Annotated in this window: 22 protein-coding genes; 10 read left to right on the top strand and 12 right to left on the bottom strand. The window is 33.7% G+C overall.

Annotation, left to right across the window (positions count from 1 at the left end; all coding sequences use genetic code 11):
- Positions 1-100: 100 nt before the first annotated feature.
- The 4 genes from GBH57_RS01760 (at position 101) to GBH57_RS01745 (ending at position 4,275) form a co-directional block, all read left to right on the top strand.
- Positions 101-1,492, top strand: a complete 1,392-nt coding sequence (locus GBH57_RS01760) for an arginine decarboxylase (protein ID WP_151672332.1) — start codon at positions 101-103, stop codon at positions 1,490-1,492.
- Positions 1,493-1,602: 110 nt separating this feature from the next.
- On the top strand, positions 1,603-2,532 hold the full coding sequence (gene speB, locus GBH57_RS01755) for an agmatinase (protein ID WP_151672331.1): 930 nt from the start codon (positions 1,603-1,605) through the stop codon (positions 2,530-2,532).
- A complete protein-coding gene (locus GBH57_RS01750; RefSeq protein WP_151672330.1) occupies positions 2,525-3,499 on the top strand; it encodes a deoxyhypusine synthase family protein in 975 nt (324 codons plus the stop codon). The genes speB and GBH57_RS01750 overlap by 8 nt, the downstream gene beginning before the upstream one ends.
- Positions 3,499-4,275 (top strand): RMD1 family protein, encoded by a 777-nt coding sequence (locus GBH57_RS01745; RefSeq protein WP_151672329.1) that lies wholly within the window; start codon positions 3,499-3,501, stop codon positions 4,273-4,275. Before GBH57_RS01750 ends, GBH57_RS01745 begins: the two co-directional genes overlap by 1 nt.
- 7 nt (positions 4,276-4,282) lie before the next feature.
- Here the strand turns inward: GBH57_RS01745 and GBH57_RS01740 are convergent, their stop codons facing one another.
- Positions 4,283-5,701, bottom strand: coding sequence for an MptA/MptB family glycosyltransferase (locus GBH57_RS01740; RefSeq protein WP_235904629.1), 1,419 nt, complete (start codon positions 5,699-5,701; stop codon positions 4,283-4,285).
- Between the two features lie 150 nt (positions 5,702-5,851).
- Positions 5,852-6,988: a TolB family protein gene (locus tag GBH57_RS01735; RefSeq protein WP_151672328.1), complete on the bottom strand. Its 1,137-nt coding sequence runs from the start codon at positions 6,986-6,988 to the stop codon at positions 5,852-5,854.
- Positions 6,989-7,019: 31 nt separating this feature from the next.
- Here GBH57_RS01735 and GBH57_RS01730 point away from each other — a divergent pair, with 31 nt between their 5' ends.
- Complete coding sequence (locus tag GBH57_RS01730) at positions 7,020-8,255, top strand: M20/M25/M40 family metallo-hydrolase (protein WP_151672327.1); 1,236 nt, start codon at positions 7,020-7,022, stop codon at positions 8,253-8,255.
- Here the strand turns inward: GBH57_RS01730 and GBH57_RS01725 are convergent.
- Together GBH57_RS01725 and GBH57_RS01720 are read right to left on the bottom strand one after the other, a co-directional pair.
- Entirely contained in the window at positions 8,252-8,638 is a 387-nt protein-coding gene (locus tag GBH57_RS01725; protein WP_151672326.1) for a DUF779 domain-containing protein, read from the bottom strand. The two genes, GBH57_RS01730 and GBH57_RS01725, sit on opposite strands and share 4 nt — an antisense overlap.
- A 59-nt stretch (positions 8,639-8,697) precedes the next feature.
- Positions 8,698-10,221 carry an aldehyde dehydrogenase family protein gene (locus tag GBH57_RS01720; protein ID WP_151672325.1) on the bottom strand — a complete coding sequence of 508 codons (1,524 nt, stop codon included), beginning with the start codon at positions 10,219-10,221 and terminating at the stop codon, positions 8,698-8,700.
- Positions 10,222-10,370: 149 nt separating this feature from the next.
- On the opposite strand from GBH57_RS01720, the gene GBH57_RS01715 reads away from it, so the two are divergent.
- Positions 10,371-11,291 (top strand): AraC family transcriptional regulator, encoded by a 921-nt coding sequence (locus GBH57_RS01715; RefSeq protein ID WP_151672324.1) that lies wholly within the window; start codon positions 10,371-10,373, stop codon positions 11,289-11,291.
- On the opposite strand, the gene GBH57_RS01710 is transcribed toward GBH57_RS01715, so the two are convergent.
- From GBH57_RS01710 to GBH57_RS01690, 5 genes are all read right to left on the bottom strand, one after another.
- Positions 11,288-12,778: a cellulose synthase family protein gene (locus tag GBH57_RS01710; RefSeq protein WP_151672323.1), complete on the bottom strand. Its 1,491-nt coding sequence runs from the start codon at positions 12,776-12,778 to the stop codon at positions 11,288-11,290. The two genes, GBH57_RS01715 and GBH57_RS01710, sit on opposite strands and share 4 nt — an antisense overlap.
- Complete coding sequence (locus tag GBH57_RS01705; protein WP_151672322.1) at positions 12,775-13,470, bottom strand: glycosyltransferase family 2 protein; 696 nt, start codon at positions 13,468-13,470, stop codon at positions 12,775-12,777. The genes GBH57_RS01710 and GBH57_RS01705 overlap by 4 nt, the downstream gene beginning before the upstream one ends.
- Positions 13,467-13,976, bottom strand: a complete 510-nt coding sequence (locus GBH57_RS01700) for a toxin-antitoxin system YwqK family antitoxin (RefSeq protein ID WP_151672321.1) — start codon at positions 13,974-13,976, stop codon at positions 13,467-13,469. The genes GBH57_RS01705 and GBH57_RS01700 overlap by 4 nt, the downstream gene beginning before the upstream one ends.
- A gap of 119 nt (positions 13,977-14,095) precedes the next feature.
- Positions 14,096-15,688 carry a 4Fe-4S binding protein gene (locus GBH57_RS01695; RefSeq protein WP_151672320.1) on the bottom strand — a complete coding sequence of 531 codons (1,593 nt, stop codon included), beginning with the start codon at positions 15,686-15,688 and terminating at the stop codon, positions 14,096-14,098.
- A 10-nt stretch (positions 15,689-15,698) separates the two neighbouring features.
- Positions 15,699-17,003: an NAD(P)/FAD-dependent oxidoreductase gene (locus tag GBH57_RS01690; RefSeq protein ID WP_151672319.1), complete on the bottom strand. Its 1,305-nt coding sequence runs from the start codon at positions 17,001-17,003 to the stop codon at positions 15,699-15,701.
- A 216-nt stretch (positions 17,004-17,219) separates the two neighbouring features.
- Here GBH57_RS01690 and GBH57_RS01685 point away from each other — a divergent pair, with 216 nt between their 5' ends.
- The 4 genes from GBH57_RS01685 to GBH57_RS01670 all read left to right on the top strand — a co-directional run bounded on the left by GBH57_RS01685 (position 17,220) and on the right by GBH57_RS01670 (position 21,456).
- The gene (locus tag GBH57_RS01685; RefSeq protein ID WP_151672318.1) at positions 17,220-17,933 is read left to right on the top strand and encodes a DUF547 domain-containing protein; all 714 of its coding nucleotides are present in this window, start codon (positions 17,220-17,222) and stop codon (positions 17,931-17,933) included.
- Positions 17,934-18,061: 128 nt separating this feature from the next.
- Positions 18,062-18,982: a hypothetical protein gene (locus tag GBH57_RS01680; protein WP_151672317.1), complete on the top strand. Its 921-nt coding sequence runs from the start codon at positions 18,062-18,064 to the stop codon at positions 18,980-18,982.
- 138 nt (positions 18,983-19,120) lie between these two features.
- Positions 19,121-20,119 (top strand): glycoside hydrolase family 113, encoded by a 999-nt coding sequence (locus GBH57_RS01675; protein ID WP_306424011.1) that lies wholly within the window; start codon positions 19,121-19,123, stop codon positions 20,117-20,119.
- Positions 20,120-20,202: 83 nt separating this feature from the next.
- Positions 20,203-21,456 (top strand): POTRA domain-containing protein, encoded by a 1,254-nt coding sequence (locus tag GBH57_RS01670; protein ID WP_235904628.1) that lies wholly within the window; start codon positions 20,203-20,205, stop codon positions 21,454-21,456.
- Positions 21,457-21,521: 65 nt separating this feature from the next.
- Here GBH57_RS01670 and GBH57_RS01665 read toward each other — a convergent pair whose 3' ends face one another.
- The 3 genes from GBH57_RS01665 to GBH57_RS01655 all read right to left on the bottom strand — a co-directional run bounded on the left by GBH57_RS01665 (position 21,522) and on the right by GBH57_RS01655 (position 23,704).
- Positions 21,522-21,971, bottom strand: a complete 450-nt coding sequence (locus GBH57_RS01665) for a hemerythrin domain-containing protein (RefSeq protein WP_151672314.1) — start codon at positions 21,969-21,971, stop codon at positions 21,522-21,524.
- A 112-nt stretch (positions 21,972-22,083) separates the two neighbouring features.
- Positions 22,084-22,851, bottom strand: coding sequence for a TIGR04283 family arsenosugar biosynthesis glycosyltransferase (locus GBH57_RS01660; protein ID WP_151672954.1), 768 nt, complete (start codon positions 22,849-22,851; stop codon positions 22,084-22,086).
- A 52-nt stretch (positions 22,852-22,903) separates the two neighbouring features.
- Complete coding sequence (locus tag GBH57_RS01655) at positions 22,904-23,704, bottom strand: DUF547 domain-containing protein (protein ID WP_151672313.1); 801 nt, start codon at positions 23,702-23,704, stop codon at positions 22,904-22,906.
- Between the last annotated feature and the right edge of the window lie 27 nt (positions 23,705-23,731).

The following is a 23,731-nucleotide window of genomic DNA, read 5'->3' as shown; positions in this document are numbered from 1 at the left end:
CGAACCATTTAGTCCATGACTAAAATTTCACCCATTCAATCTATTTATTTTTAAGGCATATAGCCATAACTATTATTAAGCGCATTTTCATTTTACAACTATGAACACCAAATATTTTGATTTAATAAATCAAACCTTTGACTTCCCACAGGAAGAGTTTAAACTAGAAGACAACCAGTTACAATTTCACGACATCAATTTAATGGCACTTGTTGAGCAATACGGAGCTCCATTAAAATTTACCTATTTGCCTAAAATTTCAGAAAACATTTTGAGAGCAAAAAAGTGGTTTGCAAAGTCGATGAAAGAGCAGGACTATAAGGGAACTTATAACTATTGCTATTGCACAAAAAGCTCACATTTTAAGCACGTTTTAAACGAAGCTTTAAAAAATGATATTCATATTGAAACATCATCTGCTTTTGATATTGATATTGTAGAAAATCTAAAAGCTGAAGGTAAAATAACAGACAAAACATATGTTATTTGCAATGGTTTTAAACGTGAACAGTACATAACAAATATCACTAGACTAATAAACGGCGGACAAGAAAACTGCATTCCTGTAATTGATAATTACGAGGAGTTAGATTTACTTTCTGAAGGTATTGAAGGAGATTTTAAAGTAGGTATTCGTATTGCAAGTGAAGAAGAACCAAAGTTTGAATTCTACACTTCAAGACTAGGAATAGGCTACAAAAACATTGTTCCTTTTTACGAAGATCAAATAAAAAATAATGACAAAGTAGAGCTAAAAATGCTTCACTTTTTTATCAATACAGGTATTCGCGATAACGCTTATTACTGGAACGAATTGGTTAAATGTTTAAGAGTTTACACTAAGCTTAAAAAGGTGTGTCCTTCATTAGATAGCTTGAACATTGGTGGAGGATTCCCAATTAAAAACTCGTTAGCATTTGACTATGATTATCAATATATGATTGACGAAATTATCAATCAAATAAAGATTACCTGCGAAGAAGAAGAAGTTCCTGTTCCTAACATTTTTACAGAGTTTGGAAGTTTTACAGTAGGAGAAAGTGGCGGAGCTATTTATGAAATTCTATACCAAAAACAACAAAACGATCGTGAAAAGTGGAATATGATTAACTCATCGTTCATCACAACATTGCCAGATACGTGGGCTATTAGCAAGCGTTTTATAATGATGGCAATAAACCGCTGGAATGATACTTATGAGCGTGTGCTTTTAGGAGGACTAACGTGTGACAGTGATGATTATTACAACAGTGAGCAGAATATGAATGCTATTTATTTACCTAAATATAAAAAAGAACAGCCTTTATATATTGGTTTCTTTAATACAGGAGCGTACCAAGAAAGTATAGGAGGTTTTGGAGGCTTACAACACTGTTTAGTTCCAAGTCCAAAACATATTTTAATAGATAAAGATGCTGACGGAAATATAACAACAAAGCTATTTAGTGAGCAACAAACTAGCGAGCACTTACTTGGTATTTTAGGATACTAAGCTTTTTTGAAATTATAATTGAAATCAAAAAAAACGATAACATCGAAATTGAAAAATTTCAAAATAAATACTACTAACACAACAGTAAAATTAAGTAACAAATAATTAAAATGAACTCAAAAACGTACGCAGGCATTCCAAAAGAAAACGCTGCATTAGAAACAGCAAAAATTGTTTTAATACCAGTACCGTATGATGGAACAAGCACATTTCAGAAAGGAGCAGATAAAGGCCCAGAGGCTTTTTTACACGCTTCAGAAAACATGGAGCTTTATGACATAGAAACAGAAACCGAAGTTTACAAACAAGGGATCTGTCTATTAGACCCAATTACTGAAAATAGCTCACCAGAAGCAATGGTAGCGGCAGTACACGCGCAAACTAAAGAAATGATTTTGCGTAACAAGTTTGTAACTGTATTTGGTGGAGAACACAGTATTTCTATAGGTACTATTCGTGCATTTAATGAATGTTTTGACGATTTAACAGTGTTACATATTGATGCGCACGCAGATTTACGTAAAGAGTACGAAGGTACAGCATGTAATCACGCTTGTGCAGTCTATGAGGCTAGCCAAACAACTAACTTGATACAAGTGGGTATTCGTTCAATGGACGTTGCAGAAACAACGGTAATGGATCCTGAGAAAACGTGGTTTGCACACGATATGGTAAACGATGAGTATTGGATTGATAATGTTATTGAAGCGTTAGGAAATAACGTGTTTATCACTTTCGATTTAGATGCTTTCGATCCTTCAATAATGCCATCAACAGGAACTCCAGAACCAGGAGGATTATTCTGGTACGAAACACTAGCGTTTTTAAAGCAAGTGTTTGAAGAGAAAAACGTAGTAGGTTTTGATATAGTTGAATTAATGCCTCGCGAAGAAGATAAATCTAGCGATTTCTTAGCAGCTAAATTGTACTACAAAATGCTAAGTTATAAGTTTGCTGGGCAGGAAGAGGATGACGAGTTTGAAAGTAATGTTTCAGACAAAAACAAAGTTTCAAAATTTAAAGACAACGACGATGAGTAATAAAGGAGCGATTTCAAATTTTATAGAAAAGTACTATTTACACTTTAATGCAGCTGCATTAGTTGATGCTGCTAAAGGGTATGAGGACCAATTAAACAAAGGTTCTAAAATGTTAGTGTCATTAGCAGGTGCTATGAGTACTGCTGAAATAGGAAAGATTTTTGCCGAAATGATTCGTCAAGATAAAGTCCAAATCATTTCTTGTACAGGTGCGAACCTAGAAGAAGATATTATGAATTTAGTGGCACACAGTCACTACAAGCGTGTTCCTAACTATCGCGATTTAACACCTCAAGATGAGTGGGATTTATTAGAGAAAGGACTAAACCGTGTAACTGATACGTGTATTCCAGAAGAAGAGGCTTTCCGTAGAATCCAAGAACATATTGTAAAAATATGGATGGATGCGGAAGCTAAAGGTGAACGTTATTTACCGCATGAATATATGTACAAGTTGTTATTAAGTGGCGTGCTTGAACAGTACTACGAAATTGATATTAAAGACTCGTGGATGTATGCTGCAGCAGAAAAAAACCTACCTATTATTTGCCCAGGTTGGGAAGACAGTACTATGGGGAATATTTTTGCAAGCTACGTTTTAAAAGGAGAGTTACAAGCTTCTACTATGAAAAGCGGTATTGAGTATATGACATTCCTTGCAGATTGGTACACGAACAATAGTGAAAATGGTATTGGTTTCTTCCAGATTGGTGGAGGTATTGCAGGAGATTTCCCTATTTGTGTAGTGCCTATGTTGTATCAAGATATGGAACGTACTGATACGCCTTTTTGGAGTTATTTCTGTCAAATATCTGACTCAACAACAAGCTACGGTAGTTACTCAGGTGCAGTACCAAACGAGAAAATTACTTGGGGTAAATTAGATATCAACACACCTAAGTTTATCATTGAAAGTGATGCAACTATTGTCGCGCCATTGATATTTGCTTATTTATTAGATATGTAATGTATAAAGTTCAATCACACCAGATTGCGCAACACATCAATATCCGGTTAGCTCGTAAAAGTTTAACCGGATCATTGCTCTTTAGTGATAGCGATGAATTGTTCTATAAAATTTCAGAAAAAAAATATGTCTATGTATTTCAATTTGGAATCATTAGTTATTTCAATGTTTCTTCTTCTGAAATTTTAAATATTGAAAGTCAGTTAAGTCCATTCATAAAGGGTAATGTTGAAGGAGATCTCTCTGAAGATATTGACGTTTCAGTAAAAGAGAATATTCAGAAAGTAAGCTTTGATAAGGTAGTTATCCCTACAATGAATGATGAGATGATACGGTTAATAATGCTTCATACTTCGCAATCTGTAGCACTTGATCGTTATTCAGATATTACAGAGCAATTGCTAGAAGAAGCGAGTGTACATACTAAGTCGCTTGAGCTGCGAGGGAAATTAAATATTTCGAGTTCAAAGCTTAAAAAGTATATAGGGAGAACACTAAATATTAAAAACAGTATTTACGAAAACCTATATATTTTTGATTCACCGGAAGCAACTTGGCAAGATGAGCAATTAGCAAAATTAGATATCGAGTTAAAACAGACCTTTGATTTAAAAAATCGCTATCGAAATATTCAAGATAGAATAACAATTATTAAAGAGAATTTAGAGCTGTTTAAAGATATTTGGAATCACAGAGAAAGCAGTATGCTCGAGTGGATTATTATCATACTTATTGTTATTGAAGTAATAGATATGTTTATCAATAAAATATTCTAAAAGTAATTTAAACCTCTTTTGTTGTTAAAAATGGAAGAGGTTTTTTTGTGCTTAGTTCGTAAATAGCTACGCTAATTACTACTATATATTCCATAGCAACTAACCCTAAGTTTTCACTAAAACCAGCTGCACCATAAGCGGAGTAACTAAACAAAACCATAAAGCTCCAAACAATTGGGAATTTATAGCGCGTAAAAACTGACAGTATTAAAGGCGTTGCAACATACCAAGGGTGTACTGTTGTTGAAAGTAAAAAGTAGAACGAAACTCCTAGAAGTATTGCTGTAATTAAATGTTGTGTACGGCTAATGGAATTATCCTGAGTGGAGTTGAGGGGTCTTAAAAAAGCTGAAATTACCAAATAAGCAATTACAATTATAGGAAGAATTTTTCCAACAGTACCTATAATATTCCAGCCTATAGTTTGAAAACCAACCCACCTAATCACATAATATACACTAGCATTAAATTCAAAATTTTGAAACCATAAACCAATAGTTGCTGTAAAGTTTGAAATAAAATCACTTGACATAAATGGTGTAAATGTGAGTACTACAGTTCCTAATACAACCACGTAGAATTTAAATGATGAGGTTACATTATATAAAGCCGAACCCTCTTTTTTGAAAAACCATTTAAAGAACAAAGGCAAAAACAATAAGGGTAACAATTTAACTGAAACCGATATCCCTAAAAGTACTGCTGCCCAAAACCACTTTTTTTGATGAAGTAAATACAATGACCAAACAACAAAAAATAACATCACTCCTTCAAAATGAAGATTACCTGTAAGTTCAATTAGTATAAACGGATTTAAGAAATACCAAAAGATGTTTCTAACTGGTAGGTTGAGTTTTTCAAGAAGTTTCTTCCCAAAATAGAGAACACCTATGTCTGCAGCAATAATTAATATTCTTAACACAATCACAGACCCCAAAATAGTACCCTTTGCAAATAGTGCTGCAATTGCGAAACAGAGTTGGTTAATAGGAGGGTAATTACTATAATGACTGGCATTAAGTTCGCCCATTCCTAGAAATAGCTCTTTGGCTTGTAAAACTGTTTTGCCTGAAGTAATTTCAAGAGCACTAGGAAGATCTGTAAAAAAAACAGAAGGCGTAATAATATAAGGGTTCACTCCTTGAATTAGTAATCGTCCATCCCATAAAAAACGATAAAAATCCTGACTTAAATTAGGGATAGCTGGTAGAAATAAAACTCTAAGTAAAATGCCTATTCCTGCAATAGTCCAAAAGCTAAAATTTGTAGCATTAATTATTTGCCAAGCAGCGTAAAACAATCCTGAGTAAAGTAACAGCAGATTTAAAAAATCACTTCGTTCTAGGTTGTAGGCAAATAATAGATATAAAATAACAGTCCCAATAATAGGGACAGTGTTATTTATATATTGTTTTGTAATGTTCAAGACTTAGAAATTGTTAATTGCAGTCCTGAAATAATTGAATTACGATTTGTAATAGTCTCGACTGCGCTCGACCGTTGTTTAAATATTCACAAATTAGTCTAAACTTTAATGGAACATTACAATTAACCTTACTAATAGTTGCAACTCAATTTAATCTTGCCATTCTGCAATAAAAAGATTTGTGTCTCTTCCGCCGCCATTATTTCGGTTCGAAGAGAAAGCTAAATACTTTCCATCGTTACTAAATACTGGGAATGCATCAAATGTTTCTCCGTGCGTTACACGTTCAAGATTTTTTCCGTCAAGATCAATTAAGTATAAGTTAAATGGAAATCCTCTTACAGCTTCATGGTTACTGCTGAAAAGTATTTTATCACCGCTAGGATGAAAAAATGGACTCCAGTTTGCATTTCCTAAGTTGGTTAGTTGCTTTAGGTTGCTTCCGTCAGCATCACAAATGTAAAGTTCCATATCTGTAGGTTCTACTAAACCATCAGCAAGAAGGTCTTTATATTTTTTAATTTCAGCTTCAGTTTTTGGTCGAGATGAACGGAAGATCAATTTAGTTCCGTCAGGTGAGAAAAATGCGCCACCGTCATATCCTAATTCGTTGGTAATTTGCTTTACATCGCTTCCGTCAATATTCATTGTGTAAAGCTCAAGGTCACCACTTCTTGTTGAGGTAAAAACTATTTTATCTCCTTTTGGCGATACTGTAGCTTCAGCGTCATAACCAGGTTCATTTGTTAGTTGTGCTGTTATATTACCTTCAAGATCTGCAACAAAAATGTCAAAGCTATCATAAACAGGCCATACGTAATTTCCGTTTTTTCGTAATGGAACTTCTGGGCAATTAGCATCAACAAGATGTGTGCTTCCGTAAACAAAATGTTTATTATCTGGTAAAAAGTAGGCGCAAGTTGTTCGCCCTTTTCCTGTTGAAATCATAGGTGGTTGTGTACCATTAAAATTTTCATTGGCATTCATTAAAAACATTTGATCACAATCAACACCCCAATCTTTATAATTAGATTGAAAAACCAATTGCTTATCATCAAAACTCCAGTAAGCTTCTGCATTATCTCCACCAAAAGTTACTTGGCGTATGTTCTTAAAGTGACGTTCTTCAGGATAGATAATTGTGTCGTTAGTAACAGTGTCAAGTAGCGCTTCTCTGTTTTTTGTAGCTGTTGTTTCGTTGTTTGATATTTCAGCAGAAGTTTCCTTCACTTCATTTTTGCAACTTGCTAAAACAGAAATAAATACTAGGGCTATTAGAATTCTCATTTTTAAAGTAGTTTTGCGCAAAAATAATGATATGCGTGGATATGTAACACTATTAATTGCACTTGTTGTAATTTCTTGTAAAAATGAACCAATAAAAACGGTTTCAATGAAAGAAGATGTCGTTGCACTTGCAGATGATGCAATGGGAGGACGCCAAACGGGAACGGAAGGTGAACTGATGGCAGCAAAATATATAGAGGACAGAATGGTTGCTATAGGTTTAGAACCTAAAGGAGATGCTGGTGTTTATACACAGGCATTTACTTTTAAGAAAAGTTCAAATCCACATGAGCAAGCTGAGTTTACAAACCTTACGGAAGATGGAGCTGTTACGGGTGTAAATGTTATTGGCTATATAAATAATAATGCAGAAAATACTGTAGTAATTGGAGCGCATTATGATCATTTAGGTACTGGTGGTGAGGGATCTTTATACAGAGATGATGATACTTCTATACACAATGGAGCAGATGATAATGCAAGTGGTGTTGCGATACTTTTGGCTCTTGCCAAAACGCTAAAGGCTGAACAGTCTGCTAATTCAAATTACCTTTTCATTGCTTTTTCAGGAGAAGAAATAGGGCTTTTGGGGTCTAATTACTTTGTTAAAAACCCAACGATAGATACTAAGAAAGTAAGCTATATGATTAATATGGATATGGTAGGGAGATTAAATGAAGAAAAAGTAGTTGCTGTATATGGAGTGGGAACTTCACCAAGATTTAAGCAAACGTTATTTGCAAATAATGACCAAGGTTTAAGTATTAGCGAACACGAAAGTGGTGTAGGACCAAGTGATCATACATCTTTTTATTTAGCTGATATTCCTGTACTTCACTTTTTTACAGGACAGCATAGTGATTATCATAAACCAGGTGATGATTCAGATAAATTGAACTATGAAGGAATGGAGAAAATTTCGGCATATATATTAAATATTGTGAGTGATCTTGATGGTGCTGGGAAGTTAGCTTTCAGAAAAACTAAAAATGAAAGTGAAGAAGTTCCTGCATTTAAAGTTGCCTTAGGGGTAGTGCCAGATTATTTATATAGTGGTGAAGGAATGCGCATAGATGGTGTGAGTGAAGAAAAGGCTGCGCAAAAAGCAGGAATGCAAAAAGGAGACACTGTTATAAAATTAGGCGATTTAGATACGCCAGATATGATGAGTTATATGAAAGCACTCGCTACATTTGACGTAGGACAATCGACAATTGTTACCTTTAAAAGAGATGGTGAAATTAATACGGTTAAGGTTACTTTTTAATCAATACCCAAAGTCGCTTTTTCTAAATTGTTGAAATAAGTGTTTTCTTCTTCGGTTAATAACCTAGAATGAATAATAAACCGAAGACCTAATGGAATTTCTACTGAAAAGCTAGAACCTCTTCCTTCAATGATATCTACCGTTAAGTGAGTATGTTTCCAATAGTGATATTGATCGATATTCATATAAAAAGGGATGGAAGCAATGATGTTTAATAGTATATCGCTTTCGTCTAAATAGAAGTCGTCTTTTGGTAAAAGCATAGGGGAAGAGCCATCACAGCATCCACCACTTTGATGAAATATCAATTCGCCATGTTGCGCTATCATTTGCGTAACAATATTAGCTGCTTTAGGTGTTATTTCTACTCTAGATTTTTTCATACATATATTTTAAAAGGGCTGAATACAGGTGTGTCCAGCCCTTTAGTTAAGGTTAAATTCTAAAAGAAACCTAGTTTTTTCTTATCGTAAGAGATAAGCATGTTTTTAGTTTGTCTGTAATGATCTAGCATCATTTTATGGTTTTCGCGACCAATACCAGATTTTTTATATCCTCCAAAAGGAGCGTGAGCAGGGTATGCATGGTAGTTATTAACCCAAACACGACCAGCTTGTACTTTTCTAGCAATTTGGTAAGCTTGGTGTGTATCGCGAGTCCAAACTCCAGCACCAAGTCCATAAAGCGTATCGTTTGCAATTTCGACAGCTTCGGCTTCATCTTTAAAAGTAGTAACACAAACCACAGGTCCAAAAATTTCTTCTTGAAATACTCTCATTTTGTTATTTCCTTTTAAGATTGTTGGTTGAATATAATATCCTCCTTCAAGCCCTTCATTATAAGCAGCCTCACCACCAGCTAAAACTTCACAACCTTCTTCTTTTCCTATTTTTATATAGCTTAATATTTTTTCAAATTGATCGTTAGATGCTTGTGCTCCAAGCATTGTATCTAAGTCTAATGGATGTCCTATTTTGATTGCTTTAGTTCTTTCTATTACACGTTCCATAAAGGCATCGTAGATACTTTCTTCCACTAAAATACGAGAGGGACTTGTACATACTTCTCCTTGGTTAAAAGCAAACATAACAGCACCTTCAATTGCTTTGTCAAAGAAATCATCGTCTGCATCCATTACGCTTTTAAAGAATATGTTTGGAGATTTACCTCCTAATTCTAAGGTTACAGGAATAATGTTTTTTGAAGCATATTGCATGATAAGTTGCCCCGTTGTAGTCTCACCAGTAAAAGCAATTTTATTAATATCTGGGTGGGATGCAAGGGGTTTTCCAGCTTCAACACCAAAACCGTTTACAACATTTAAAACCCCATCTGGTATTACATCTTTTATTAATTCGGCAAGTATCATGACACCTACTGGAGTTTGCTCTGCAGGTTTTAAGACTACACAATTACCTGCAGCTAGTGCTGGTGCTAATTTCCAAGTTGCCATCAACAATGGGAAGTTCCAAGGAATAATTTGACCAACAACTCCAAGCGGTTCCCAAATATTTAATGAAAGCGTGTTTTCATCAAGTTCACTTGCTCCACCTTCTTCACCTCTAATTACTCCTGCAAAATATCTAAAATGGTCTACTGCTAATGGAAGATCAGCATTTAGTGTTTCTCTTAGCGGTTTTCCGTTATCCCAAGTTTCAGCTCTTGCTAAAACATCGATGTTTTGTTCGATGATATCAGCAATTTTTAATAAAACATTACTACGTTCTGTGGCTGAGGTGTTGTTCCATTGAGGAGCAGCTTCCCAAGCAGCTTTTACAGCCAGGTCAATATCTTCTTTAGTTGAACGTGCAATTTTTGTAAAGGTATTTCCATCTACAGGCGAAATACTATTAAAGTATTCTCCTTTAGTAGGTGCGACCCATTTACCTCCTATAAAATTATCGTATTGGTCTTTAAATTTTGGTTTAGCTATGTTTTTTCCTGTAGCAGTTTCTGTAGTGCTCATAATGATAAATATTTAATGATTATTTTGATGTATATTTAATAATCATAAAACTATATTATTAATAATGTATTTGTTTGAACAATTCTGTAGATATATAACACAAATCTCTCAACTCAATTGAGGGAGCGATAAATTTTGTATTATTGGTTATGAGCAACTTACTTTCTAGACATAAATCCACTCGAAAAATATACACGCTGGTTGAAAATAGAACAACCTATAACGCTGCATATTCTGAACTTAACATCTTTGAAACCCATAAAGTTGCTGATGAAGTCTCGCTTACGTTCGACTTTCCTGTAATAGCAAGTATGCTTACGGGAAAAAAAGTTATGCATTTAAATGAAATGTCACCATTCGATTTTTTACCGGGTGAGTCTGTTGTTATGCCTGCCCATCAAGAGATGGTAATTGATTTTCCAGTTGCAACATTAGAAGCACCCACACAATGTTTAGCACTTGGTATAGATCCTGAAAAAATACACGAAGTTGCTTATAGGTTTAATGAGAAAATATCATTAAATGATGAGAAAGAGGTTTGGACTTTAGAAGAAGGGCTTGCTTCTCACTTAACAAACCAAATAGAAGTAAACTATTTAATTGAAAGGCTAGTGGATACTTTCACTAAGAACACAATGTCTAAAGATGTTTTGTTAGATTTAATGATACAAGAACTGATAGTACGTCTTTTACAAACTAAAGCTAAGCAAACTATATTAAACGATTTGCAAATGTTTAGTGATACGCGTATAGGTTATGTGGTTAAGTTTATAAGAGAAAATCTAACCGATAAAAATATTAATATTGATTTACTTGCTGAAAAGGCTTATATGAGTACTTCTAGTTTTCATAAAAAGTTTAAAAACACCTTAGGTATTTCTCCAATTGATTTTATTAATTCTGAAAAAATAAAGTTTGCTAAAAAGCTAATGAAACGAAATAAGAAAATGCTTATTTCTGAAATAGCTTATAAATCAGGATTCAATAATGTGAGTTATTTTAATAGACAGTTTAAAAAGCTAGAATTTATGACTCCACAACAGTTTAAAATATCACTACAAAGTTATTAAGCTTTACTTGTTAGGCTTTTAAAGAACACGAATCCAAATCCTATAAATAACATTAGGTGAAATGGAAACAAACCAAAATCTCCTCCTTGGTCACCAACTACAAATGCTGAGTACATTCCAAAGGCGAAATACAACATCAACATTCCTTCAAAAATTACATTAGTAGAAATGTTTTTCTTTAAGTATTTATTGCCCTGCCATTTGTCTTTTATAGTACTAATATTGAATTTAGGTGTGCGTACAAATTCACTTTTCTTTCCTATATGACCTTCAATAACTGCTATAGTATTATGCAATGAAAAGCCCATTGCAACTGAGAAGAATGTGAAAAACATTCCTATATAGCGTATAAATTGTTTGAAACCTCCTCCGTAAATACTCTTATAGGTGTACCAATAACAGATAAAGAAAATTACGGTGCTTAGAACAAAGAAACTCATTACTAAAAAGTAAGATTTTAAATGCTCATATTCATTTTTAATATACAACATTGGGATACTTAAAATGGCAACCAGAAAAATGTTTAAAAACATGGTGCTGTTCAGTAAATGAAGTAAACTATGTATTTTAGTTTTTTTAGAAACAGAATCGCTTGCAAGAACGCGTCTCGCCATTTTCTGAAAGTTCTCTGCTCCACCTTTGTTCCATCTAAATTGTTGTGAACGTGCAGCACTAATCACTACAGGTAACTCGGCTGGAGTCTCTACATCTTCAAGATATTTAAATTTCCAGTTTTTTAATTGTGCACGATAACTTAAATCAAGATCTTCAGTTAGAGTATCACCTTCCCAGTTACCAGCATCGATAATACACTCTTTTCTCCATACGCCAGCTGTTCCATTAAAATTAATGAAATGTCCTTTACTATTTCTACCTACTTGTTCTAATGTAAAATGCGCATCTAAAGCAAAAGCCTGTACTTTAGTAAGTAGCGAGTAATCTTTGTTAATGTGTCCCCACCTAGTTTGTACAACACCTATTTCTGCATCCTTAAAATAAGGAATCGTGCTATAAAGCCAATTTTTTTGTGGAAGGAAATCAGCATCAAAAATGGCGATAAATTCACCTTTTGCTACTTTTAAACCTTCTTTAAGAGCTCCTGCTTTAAAACCAGATCTATCAGTTCGTGTAATATGTTTTATGTCTAGACCTGTTGCATTTAATTTTTTAATATGTGCTGCTGTTGTAGCAAGTGATTCATCTGTAGAATCATCTAAAACTTGTATTTCTAACTTATCTGAAGGATAGTCCAATAGAGCAATATTCTCCAATAAACGATCCATAACGTATAACTCATTATACACTGGAAGTTGTATGGTTACTACTGGAATTTCATCTGGATTTGAAAAATCAAATTTGTCGCAAACGCCTTTTTTTTTCTTTGAGCTGAGATAATTGAAAAGTAGATTTAGTTGCGCTAATGCATACATTAATATGAGCAATAGCGAAACTGAATAAATTACCATGATGATGGTTTGCCAAATCATTTTTTAAAGGAATATTTAAAAATCCAACTTAATATTTTAATGCCAGCAAAGATAGCACCTTTTACGGTACCCGAAACTTTAGAGACACCTATTCGGTTCCTATATTTCATTGGGATTTCCACGTATGTGTACTTCTTTTTTAAGGCCTTTAATTGCATTTCTACTGTCCATCCGTAGGTTTTGTCTTCCATTTGTAAAGCCAATAATTTACTATATTTAATAGCTCTAAACGGACCTAAATCTGTAAATGTAGATCTGAAAAATAATGACATTAATGTAGTTGCTAACCAGTTCCCAAATTTTTGAGGAACCGTCATAGCTCCATCTTCTCTTAACGATGTAACTCTTGCTCCAATAACAAAATCGATATTATTTTCAATAATAGGAGCTACTAGTTCAGTTAGCTGTTCTGGGTAATCACTATAGTCTCCGTCAAGAAATACAATAATATCTGGAAGTTTTTGCTTTGTTGCAACATAGCGCATACCTTCAAGGCAAGCATAACCGTAGCCTTTTCTAGATTCTTTTAAAACAGTTGCTCCAGCTGCTTTTGCTACTTCCTCAGTAGCATCTGTAGAGTTATTGCTAACCACAATAATTTCATCAACAATACTTGGAATGTCTTTAATAACATGACCTATAGAACCTGCTTCATTATAAGCAGGGATAATTACATTTATGGTATGGCTCATCGTAATGAAATGGTTGGGTTATCTAGTCTAAATGCAATCAATGAAGTCCATTCATCTATTTTTTGCCCATTTTGATATTCTTCAGCTTTCACAAGTTTGTTTTTATTGTAACGTAGTGCAAATCCGTTTTTTTGATTGTTCTTAAATTGAAACTTGCTTTTGTTGTTTGTCGCAATATCGTAAAAAATCCACCATTTTTCTGCACTACCATTTTCAAAATGCCCTTCTTTTAGTAATTGTCCTTCATCATTATAGAAATACCAATAACCGTGCTTTTGATTATTGCTGAAATGCCCTTTAGATAAGACCTGTCCATTTTGATGATAAAAAGTCCAATAATCTATTTTAATGTCCATTGATTTCCAACCTTCAGCTTTTAACCTTCCGTTGGTATCATATTCTTTTATGTACGTTTTTTCAACCGTTAATATTTCCGAAGAAAAACCCAATTGCGTATTTCCGAAGAAAAACAAGAATATAAAAACTAAATGCATTTTAATTGACATAGGGTATTAGACGCACACATGTTTTAGAACTAACTTTTAAAACAAAAAAAAATCTCTCAAGTTTTAATCACCTGAGAGATTTAAATTTGCTACTAAAAAGTAGTGGTAAATAATTGACTTTATTTATCTGCGTTCATTAATTTCATTAAGTCTACATCGTTTCCTAATAATACATCTGTAGGATTGATACGTCCTTCTAATGAGCCGTTTTCTAGTTTAAGAACTCCACGTGGGCAAACGGCAGAACATACTCCACAACCTACGCAAGAACTACGAACAATGTTTTCACCTTTTTGGGCATAGGCTCTAACGTCAATTCCCATTTCGCAACTGTTAGAACAGTTACCACACGAAATACATTGACCACCATTTGTAGTAATTCTGAATTTAGAAAACATACGTTGTTGAAACCCTAATACTGCTGCCATTGGGCAACCAAAACGACACCAAGCTCTGTTTCCTAGAATTGGGTAAAAACCTGTTCCAATAACACCAGAGAAAATGGATCCAATATAAAAGCCATAAGCTGAGCGCATTCCGCTGGCTGGAAGGTAAAATACTTCGTTTGTTGTTCCTGTATAATGCATTGCTATTAATGAAACTATTACAAGGGCATAGCCTATGGCTCCATAACGTGCATCTTTTCCTAATTCGTGGCGTTTAAAAACCATAATTACAACAAATACAAGTGTTAGAAAACCTCCAACAAATATTAAGAAATTGTCTTTATTGAACCAGTACTTTTCAGCGTCATATCCTAAATATGTATAAATGACGGCTGTTGTCATCACTACTGAAAACACAAGTACCGTGTGGATTAACCAGCGTTCTAATTTCCAAGCTGACATTTTTTTAGACGATAAATGTCTAAAAGGATCACCAGCAGTTTCAGCAAGTCCACCGCAACCACACACCCAAGAGCAATACCACCTTTTACCATATTTGTATGTTAGAAAAGGAGAAATTACAAAGATTGATAGAATTCCAAATATTAGAAATGCCATCCCTATTGTCCCAGAGTTTATAAACTGATCCACGCGCCATTGGTCAAAAGCATAATAGTTTAATGGCCACATATTTTTAATATCGTTATAAGGAACATCTGAGTTTAAACGATACATAAATTCAGGAATCAAAAATGCAAATGCCATCTGGAAAAACATCACAGATGCTGTGCGAAGTTGTTGGTATCTATTGTGGCGATACTTAAGCATAAACTTATAGCCAAAAGCTACAATTGCTACTGTATATAAAGTTCCGTAAACAAACCATTGGCTAGCATTTCTGCCGCTTAATAATTGACTTAATGGATCGAAAAGTGCAATAAGTCCGGTGTTTGGTTCGCCATCAGTACCAAGTCCTAGTAATTCAGCGAAAAAATATAGCACAATATAAAATAAGGTGAGTACAACTCCTAAAACCCAACCCCAAGTTCCGCGCGATGAAATTGATTTAAACCAAGCTTCATCATTTTTTATTCCTTCAAGTTTTGTGAGGTATTCATCTCTAGCGTAAATAACGACTCCTGCTATAATTAGTCCTAATGATAATGCTAAAAATATTCCGTTATTGGGCAAATTTACATTTGCTAGTGCTAGGACTAAAATAAATAAGCCTGTAAAACCAATCCCTAATGCTACTTTTTTCTTTGTTGAAATGTCCTGTGCATTTGGTTTAGCAAGTGACATGCTTTCGTTTGTCTTTGAATTCATTATAGAGGGATTAAACGGTTTGTAGTTGATTATTGTATGCAGCTAAAATTTGATTTTCAAATTGCTTATAGAATTCTGGGTCAAAATTGGCTTCGGGTAGATGCTTTATTACATAATCGACATTGCGTTTTTCGGTCAGCCATTTGTCAAAATTTTCGTGACGCATTCTAATTCCAAAAGTGTTGATACCTAAAAATAGCTTTGAATCTTTTTCATACGCTACCGTAATACATTTGTCTTCCTCTGGATGCATCCAGTGAAAATGTACCTCTTGCTCACTTTTGCTACGTTCGCTGAAAACCCAACCATAGGTCTGGTATTCAATGTCTAGAAACTTAGCGCTGTTAAACCAATGTCCAGGTTTATATTCAATTCTATTTCCGCAGATAGTTTGAGCCAGTGTTTCGCCCATCATTCTACCTGTGTACCAAACTGCTTCTATAGGGCGGCGCATGCCTATAGGTTCGTGCTGCTCAGCACAATCACCAATAGCATATACATCTTTAATGTTTGTCTCTAAAAAACGATTCACTTTTACACCTCTACCTAATTCAATACCACTTTCTTTTAGAAAGTCAATATTTGGTGAAACTCCAGCAGTTAGTCCAACTACATTACATGGTAATTCTTCTCCAGTTTCAGCAATAACTACTGCTTTCGCTCGGCCATTTTCGTCACTAATAATTTCTTTTAAATTAGTTCCTAATCGTAAATCTATGTGATGGTCAAGTATATGTTTGTTGATTAAACCACTTTCTCCAGCTGGCAAAACGCCATTCCAAAAACTGTCTTCACGAACTAAAAATGTAACTGGGATATTTCGAGAGCGAAGCATTTCTGCCATCTCAATTCCTATTAATCCTCCACCTACAATTACAGCTCTATTACAAGTTTCTTTATCTGGAGCATTTGCTTCTAGTTTTTCTAAATCCTGATATGAATATAATCCTTGTACTCCTTTAAGATCTTGTCCAGGCCATCCAAATTTATTTGGTTTAGAGCCCGTTGCAATAATTAAAGAGTCATAGGCCATTTTTTCACCTTCTGAAGTGACTAGTGTTTTGTTTTCTGTAAGTACTTGTTTAATATAAGCACGTTTTAAATCAATACGGTTTTTCTTCCAGAAGTAATCCTCATATGGTTTTGTGTGTTCATATTTCATATGTCCCATATACACATACATAAGTGCGGTACGAGAGAAGAAATGATCTGTTTCTGCAGAAATAATTGTGATTTTATTATCTGATAATTTACGAATATGTCTTGCGGCTGTAACACCAGCAATTCCATTTCCTATAATAACAATATGCTTCATATTAATTGCCCGAAGAGTCGGGTACTGTATTGGTAAGTTCTACACTGAGTCGTATTTCAAGTTACAAACTTTACAAAAAGAGTGTGGTTTTTATTATTAAAATTTTTTTTTGGCTTCGGAAGCCTATAGTTTAAAGGGATTTTGAAATTTTTAAGAATGTGTGTTGTAAGTAAGCTGAAATTTGAATGACTCAACTTGCATCTATAAAATATTATTATGAAAAAAATACTTCTAGTACTAACATTGCTTTTTACAACAAGCCAATCAATAATATACGCACAATCCACTGAAACATTTTTTAATGATGCCAATACTTTTTTTAAGTTATATGTGTCAAACGGTAAAGTAGATTATAAGGGAATAGTTGCTCATCCTGAGGCATTAAATAAATTGATGCAACAGGCACAAGGAATTAAAGTTTCAGAAAAAAATGTGACTGAGTTTCAATCGTTTTGGATTAATGCTTATAATATTTCGGTGATTAAAGGAATTGTAAATGAGTTTCCAATAAGTTCACCGCTTGATAAAAAAGGCTTTTTCGACAAGACTACTTATGAGATAGCAGGACAAAAAATTACATTAAATGATATTGAAAATAAGATGTTGCGTGCAAAATTTAAAGATGCTCGTTTTCATTTTGTGTTAGTTTGCGGTGCAAAAGGATGCCCTCCATTAATTGCCGAAGCGTATAACCCTTCAACATTAGAAAAGCAATTAGAACAGCAAACGGTAAAAGCTTTAAATAACGACTCATTTATAAAAGCTTCAGGTAAAAAAGTAGCCATTTCTGAAATCTTCAAATGGTACAAAGAAGATTTTGTACGTGATGGAAACGAAGTGGATTATCTAAATAAGTATCGAACTAATAAAATTGATGCAGGAGCAAAAGTCACTTATTATACTTACGACTGGAGATTAAACGCTAAATAATACTCAGGCTACATTCAATAACCATTTTACAATAAATCACTAATTCATTTTAAGTCTTCCTATGTCAGCTAAGCCCATTATTGCTTAGTTGACAAGTGAAGCACAACCTAAAACTAAAATTATATTCTATGAAAAATTTAAAATTTACATTGCTTTTTGCTATTCTATTAGCACCATTTTTATCTATTATAGCACAAGAAGATTCAGATACAGAATTAAGCAATGTGCAAGAGTTTACACCTTCTAAACTATTGAAAAAAGGACAATGGGATATTAAATTTTTTAATAGTATTTATACACAAACAGAACGTACAGATGAAGGTTCTAATCGCGTAGATATTCCAAGAGAAACGTTTTTTACAAATACTACGGAGGTCTATACAGGAGTTAGTGAAAATCGTCGTATCAATGTGGGACTTATTTTTCAAGTTAGAGCAAATAACTTTGGCGGTAGTACTTTTGATGCATTATCATTTAATGACAATACCACAGACTCACGAAGTGGTTTGACAACAGTTGCGCCTTCAATTAGAGTGCAGCCTTTTGCAAGCATTTCAAATTTCTCTATAACAAGTTCGTTATTTATTCCACTATTTGAGGATGTTGCAAATGCTCCTTATTTAGATAAGCGTAGTTTTTTTTGGGAAACTAAATTTTTCTACGATAAAACTTTTGGCGGAGACAAATGGCAAATATTTACTGAAGCAGATTTAGGATACAACTTTGGGGAAGATGCTATTGATGCAAATCCATTGACTGAAAACGTAAGCGAACGTTTTGCAAATGAGAGTTTGTTTTTACCAGTAAGTGCTTTTTTAAGTTATTTTCCAACAAGTAAATCGACTGTTTTTGTAAATGCGCAACAAGCTTTTTTAATAGATTTAGGAAACAATTTTTCTCAAAACTATACACAATTAGGTTTAGGAGGTAAGTATCAATTAACTGATGTTTTAAACGTTGAAGCATCGTACGGAAAGTTTATTAGAGGTGAAAGTTTTCAAGGGCTTGGAGAAACTTTTAGTTTAGGATTGAGAGCGATTATCAACTAATAAAACGCATTAATTACCAGAATGATTTATGAAACCTTTCAGCTTTTAATGAGCTGAAAGGTTTTCTGCATAATATCTTAGATTAACTTCCTATCTTTAAATCAAAAAATTAGCATCCTTTTATAGCTTATGAAAAACATGATACTCCTATTATTTGCTTTTGTGTTATTAGCAAGTTGCGATGCACAGCAATCTAAAATAAATGCGGTGAGTTTTGTTGCTGCTGGAATTGAAGCTGCAGAAGAACACGTGGTTGCTGTTAAACGAATTAATGCAAATTATGCAACCGTTATGCCTTTTGGGTTTATAAAAGATTTAGAAACTCCAGAAATAATGCATAATACAGATAGGCAATGGTTTGGTGAGACTAAAGCAGGTATTATGCAATATGCACGCATGCTTCAAAAACAAAATATTTCAGTAATGGTAAAACCTCAAATATGGATTTGGAGAGGTGAGTTTACCGGTTATTTAAAAATGGATTCTGAAGAAAAGTGGAAACAACTTGAAGATTCATATACAGCATTTATACTTACATATGCTGAAGCTGCGCAGGAAGTAAATGCCGAAATTTTCTGTATTGGAACTGAGTTAGAACAATTTATAAACCACAGACCTGAATATTGGTCAACGCTTATTTCAGAAGTTAAAAAAGTGTATAAAGGAAAGTTAACCTATGCTGCAAACTGGGATGAATATAAACGCGTGCCTTTCTGGAAAGAACTTGATTACATAGGCGTTGACGCCTATTTTCCAATTTCGGAAAGTAAAACACCTTCAGTTGAAGAAGCAAAAAAAGGATGGCAAAACTGGAAAAAAGAATTGTTTGAAGTTTCAACAATACATGAGAGACCAATTGTATTTACTGAATATGGATATCGAAGTGTAGATTTTGCAGGTAAAGAACCTTGGAAAAGTGATCGCTCTATGCCGGGAATAAATATGGAAGCACAAACCAATTTGACTAAAGCGCTAATTGAAGAGTTATATCCTGAATCTTGGTTTAAAGGTGGATTTATTTGGAAATGGTTTATAGAGCACGATAAAGTTGGTGGTGCTGAAAACAATCAGTTTACGCCTCAAAATAAACCTGTAGAGGAAGAATTGAAAAGGTATTTTAGTCTTTATTCTAAATAATTTAAGATTTTAAATAAATTGTCCTTAAAAGTATTTATACCTTTTTTTTGTTAGGAATACTTCATTTGTGCTACTAAGTGCTTGTGAAAAATGTTCTCCACATCCTACTTTTTATTATTACTTCAAGTGCTTGGAGTCAGCAAATTTCAGAAATTGTTATCCAAGGAAACAAAAAAACAAAGGCGAGTTTTATTAGAAAAATCACACAAGTCAATGAAGCAACAAAATTAGATTCGCTTCAACTAGAACAAGATATTTCAAGATTAAAACGGTTACCTGCAATAGCGCATGCGTATTTTCAAGTTCAGGCTAAGGAAGATGGGTCAGTTAAAGTGGTGTATGGCGTTGAAGAGAATTTTACCATCATTCCATCTGCGAATATTTATACTACAGATGATGATGAATTTGCATATAGATTAGGCCTTTATGAATTTAATGGATTAGGGAGAAATATTATTTTTGGAGGATATTATCAACGAGATATCTATAACAGTTATGGGGTTAATTTTAGAGCACCTTACCTGATTAATAAGAAAACCGGTTTGGCGCTCAATTATCAAAATTTAACAACATCGGAACCTGTATTTTTAGAAAGTGGTACGGCAGATTATAAGTACAATAATGAATCCTATGAACTTTTAAGCTTGTATCAATTTAATTTTACTAATAGAGTAGAAGCTGGCATCAATTATTTTACAGAAAACTATGAGTATAAAAGTGGTGCTACTAGTGCAGATGTTCCTCAAAATCTAGAAGTTAAAAAGTTGCTTTATAAGCTAATTTATGAGTACAATAACGTAAGCAGTTTTTATCATTATGTAGCAGGTTTTAAGAGTATACTAAACTTTCAATATGTTACTAGTCGAGATGATACTTTGCCTGAATTTTTAATAGGATTTAATGATTTTGTGTATTACAAGCGTGTAGGTAAAAAGGGAAACTGGGCAAGTAGATTGCGACTTGGTATTGCTACTAATAATGATAGTCCATTTGCTCCATTTGCTGTTGATAATAATTTAAATATTAGAGGAGTAGGGAACACCATAGATCGTGGTACTGCAGCAATTGTTTTAAACACAGAATACCGCCATACACTTTTCGAAAAAGGTTGGTTTGTATTACAAGGTAATGCTTTTGTTGATGGTGGAAGTTGGAGAAACCCTGGTGGTGATTTTGGTGATTTTAGCGACAATCAAAATTTGAGGGTTTATCCTGGAGCTGGACTTCGGTTTATCCATAAAAAAATATTTAATACAATTTTTAGAGTCGACTACGGTATTGGCGTTACGCAAAATGCAACTCAGGGTTTTGTGATAGGAATAGGGCAATATTTTTAGAATATGAAAAAAGCACCTTTAAGTTTTATTAAACCTAAAAGTGCCGTACTGAAAACTTATTTTTCTTATCTCATTTCCTTTCTTTGTGCTTCCATTTCAGCGTTGTATGCTTTTGCGAGATCTGTTTTTTGTTTCTCGTTAAAAACTTTACCCGCCAATTGAAAAAAAGCTTTTTCTTCATCTTCTAAATGGTGGCGTACCTGATGGTCAAGTGCTTTCATATGTGCTAGCCAAGCGCTACTATCCATATCAGATTCATCAACTTTTTCAATCAATTCGTCAATTTCGTGGTGTTCTGCAATGCCGTGACGCGTATGTTCTACCATCATATCGTTATCAATCAATTGTTTGTAAAAGTTACGTTCTTCGGCAGTTTCGTGGCCTTTTAATTCAACTTTGAGTTTGTCCCAGATTTCTTTTCTTTCACTTGATTTCCCAGAAGTTTCTAAAGCTTTGTCTAATAAGTCTCTTTGGATATCGTGATCTGCACGAATGGCTTCAAATATGTTTTGCATGATGTTGGTTTTTTAGTTTCCTCTAAATTACAATCAATTAAAACACAATTGTGTTTAGGAAATATTAAAGTTTTACTTGCAAATTGTTAATAGTAAAGTGAATAATGATTAGTTACTCGTCTGCAAAAGCTTTTTTTGAAAGTGTAGCTTTTTCTGCTGAAATTTTAGCAACTCGACAATCCTTAATATGTTTTAGATAGTAAGCATACAATTCATTAGCGTCCGCTCCAAACCATTTTTTTAAATAAATTATATAAAAATGATATTGAACAAACCAAACTCCTTTGTCTTGGTACATTCTAGCAGATGAACCTATCCATTCCTGAATTACCACAAATTTGTTTCGTTTGTATAATTCGTTAATAAGAATGTTATCCTCATAAATAATGAAAGTTTCGTCGAAACCACCTATTTCCTCAAATAGTTCGCGAGTAATAAACTGACTTTGATCTCCTCCACGGCAGGCACGCCAAGAAAATTTTGTAAACCAACTTGCTAATTGTAGCCACCAATGATCACTGTCAAATTTCATTTTAAAACAGCCAGCGGGATTTCCTTTTTTAACTTCATTGATAATTAATGCATCAAAATTTTTAGGAGGATACGAATCTGCGTGCAGAAAATATAAAATACTTCCCGTTGACTTTCTAAAACCTGAATTCATTTGTTTTGCTCGCCCTTTTTCCGAAGAAATAACGAATATTGAAAATGGAGTTCTTTCAGAAAAATCTAATGCAAGTTGTACTGTGTTATCTTCACTACCACCATCAACTAGTATGATTTCTGAAGTAGTTTCAATAGAGCTGCTTTCAGTTAAATGACTGAGCACAGATATAATATTTTCTGCTTCATTTAGTACGGGGATGATTACACTTAACATATATGGTAAACTTACGAAAATTGGCTTTGTTAGGTTTTCAATAGTTTGAAAACTATTGCTCATTTAAGTTCCAATTGTACTCTTTATAATTTAAAGTAGCATCGTTATTTATTTTAACGCTACTGTATTTATTAATATATTCTGCAATATTTTGCGCTCCATCTATTTTAAAATCTTTTGGATAGAATTTAAAAATGGATGATATTTTAGGGTTTGTGGCATTGATGTCATTCTTGTTTCCATTAATGAAATCTACAGTTACCTTTTCTAATTGTTCATTAATTTTGGCCGCAGTGTAAGCTTCATTTAATAATTTAGGACAAGATATCGAGGCACAATTAATAGCAAAATGTATTCGAGGTTCGTTCATTTTTCTAAGAATTCCGTTTTCAATTCCTCCTAAGGATAATTCGCGATTACCAATTGTTACTCTTCCTTCCGTCCAAGCCCCTTTTATATTTTTAATGCTTTTAGTGGGGTAATTTTCAACAATTAACTTAACCGTTTCTGCATTGTATAAATTAATGTAGTATGCCAGTAATTCCTGGACGCTCCATTTATTTGAAGGGTCTAAATTAGCTAATTGGTCTAAATAACTATCTAAGGTAGTCTTGTCTTTTTTAAACCCATTATATGAAACTAAACCGTTGTTTTTTACATGTTTTTTAAGAAGACTGTTCCAAAGGCTGTGATCTACATTTACAGCGCTATTTGCAGTAGTTGAGGTAAGAGTGCCTTCAACCTGTTTTACCGGTTGTCCTTGGCTAATGATGCCTGCGGCAGATAATAAGTTACAACTTTGTAAAGTAACTGCCACAATTAATATTGTTATTGATATTTTTAAAAGTTTCATTGATGGTATTTTGAATGAAAGTAGCTT

Origin of the sequence: Patiriisocius marinus, assembly GCF_008974325.1 — a bacterium.
In the GTDB taxonomy this organism is placed as follows: Bacteria; Bacteroidota; Bacteroidia; order Flavobacteriales; family Flavobacteriaceae; genus Patiriisocius; species Patiriisocius marinus.
Note: the sequence above shows the minus strand (reverse complement) of the source record. Positions and strands in the feature narration are given on the sequence as shown.

Excerpts from the sequence above, each read along its gene's own strand:
- GBH57_RS01675 (WP_306424011.1), top strand. The coding sequence starts at position 19,121 with ATGATACTCCTATTATTTGCTTTTGTGTTATTAGCAAGTTGCGATGCA.
- GBH57_RS01715 (WP_151672324.1), top strand. The coding sequence starts at position 10,371 with ATGAGCAACTTACTTTCTAGACATAAATCCACTCGAAAAATATACACG.
- GBH57_RS01665 (WP_151672314.1), bottom strand. The coding sequence starts at position 21,971 with ATGCAAAACATATTTGAAGCCATTCGTGCAGATCACGATATCCAAAGA.
- GBH57_RS01725 (WP_151672326.1), bottom strand. The coding sequence starts at position 8,638 with ATGAAAAAATCTAGAGTAGAAATAACACCTAAAGCAGCTAATATTGTT.
- GBH57_RS01730 (WP_151672327.1), top strand. The coding sequence starts at position 7,020 with ATGCGTGGATATGTAACACTATTAATTGCACTTGTTGTAATTTCTTGT.
- GBH57_RS01760 (WP_151672332.1), top strand. The coding sequence starts at position 101 with ATGAACACCAAATATTTTGATTTAATAAATCAAACCTTTGACTTCCCA.
- GBH57_RS01705 (WP_151672322.1), bottom strand. The coding sequence starts at position 13,470 with ATGAGCCATACCATAAATGTAATTATCCCTGCTTATAATGAAGCAGGT.
- GBH57_RS01710 (WP_151672323.1), bottom strand. The coding sequence starts at position 12,778 with ATGATTTGGCAAACCATCATCATGGTAATTTATTCAGTTTCGCTATTG.
- GBH57_RS01695 (WP_151672320.1), bottom strand. The coding sequence starts at position 15,688 with ATGAATTCAAAGACAAACGAAAGCATGTCACTTGCTAAACCAAATGCA.
- GBH57_RS01660 (WP_151672954.1), bottom strand. The coding sequence starts at position 22,851 with ATGTTAAGTGTAATCATCCCCGTACTAAATGAAGCAGAAAATATTATA.
- GBH57_RS01655 (WP_151672313.1), bottom strand. The coding sequence starts at position 23,704 with ATGAAACTTTTAAAAATATCAATAACAATATTAATTGTGGCAGTTACT.
- GBH57_RS01680 (WP_151672317.1), top strand. The coding sequence starts at position 18,062 with ATGAAAAATTTAAAATTTACATTGCTTTTTGCTATTCTATTAGCACCA.
- GBH57_RS01745 (WP_151672329.1), top strand. The coding sequence starts at position 3,499 with ATGTATAAAGTTCAATCACACCAGATTGCGCAACACATCAATATCCGG.
- speB (WP_151672331.1), top strand. The coding sequence starts at position 1,603 with ATGAACTCAAAAACGTACGCAGGCATTCCAAAAGAAAACGCTGCATTA.
- GBH57_RS01720 (WP_151672325.1), bottom strand. The coding sequence starts at position 10,221 with ATGAGCACTACAGAAACTGCTACAGGAAAAAACATAGCTAAACCAAAA.
- GBH57_RS01685 (WP_151672318.1), top strand. The coding sequence starts at position 17,220 with ATGAAAAAAATACTTCTAGTACTAACATTGCTTTTTACAACAAGCCAA.
- GBH57_RS01750 (WP_151672330.1), top strand. The coding sequence starts at position 2,525 with ATGAGTAATAAAGGAGCGATTTCAAATTTTATAGAAAAGTACTATTTA.
- GBH57_RS01700 (WP_151672321.1), bottom strand. The coding sequence starts at position 13,976 with ATGTCAATTAAAATGCATTTAGTTTTTATATTCTTGTTTTTCTTCGGA.
- GBH57_RS01690 (WP_151672319.1), bottom strand. The coding sequence starts at position 17,003 with ATGAAGCATATTGTTATTATAGGAAATGGAATTGCTGGTGTTACAGCC.
- GBH57_RS01735 (WP_151672328.1), bottom strand. The coding sequence starts at position 6,988 with ATGAGAATTCTAATAGCCCTAGTATTTATTTCTGTTTTAGCAAGTTGC.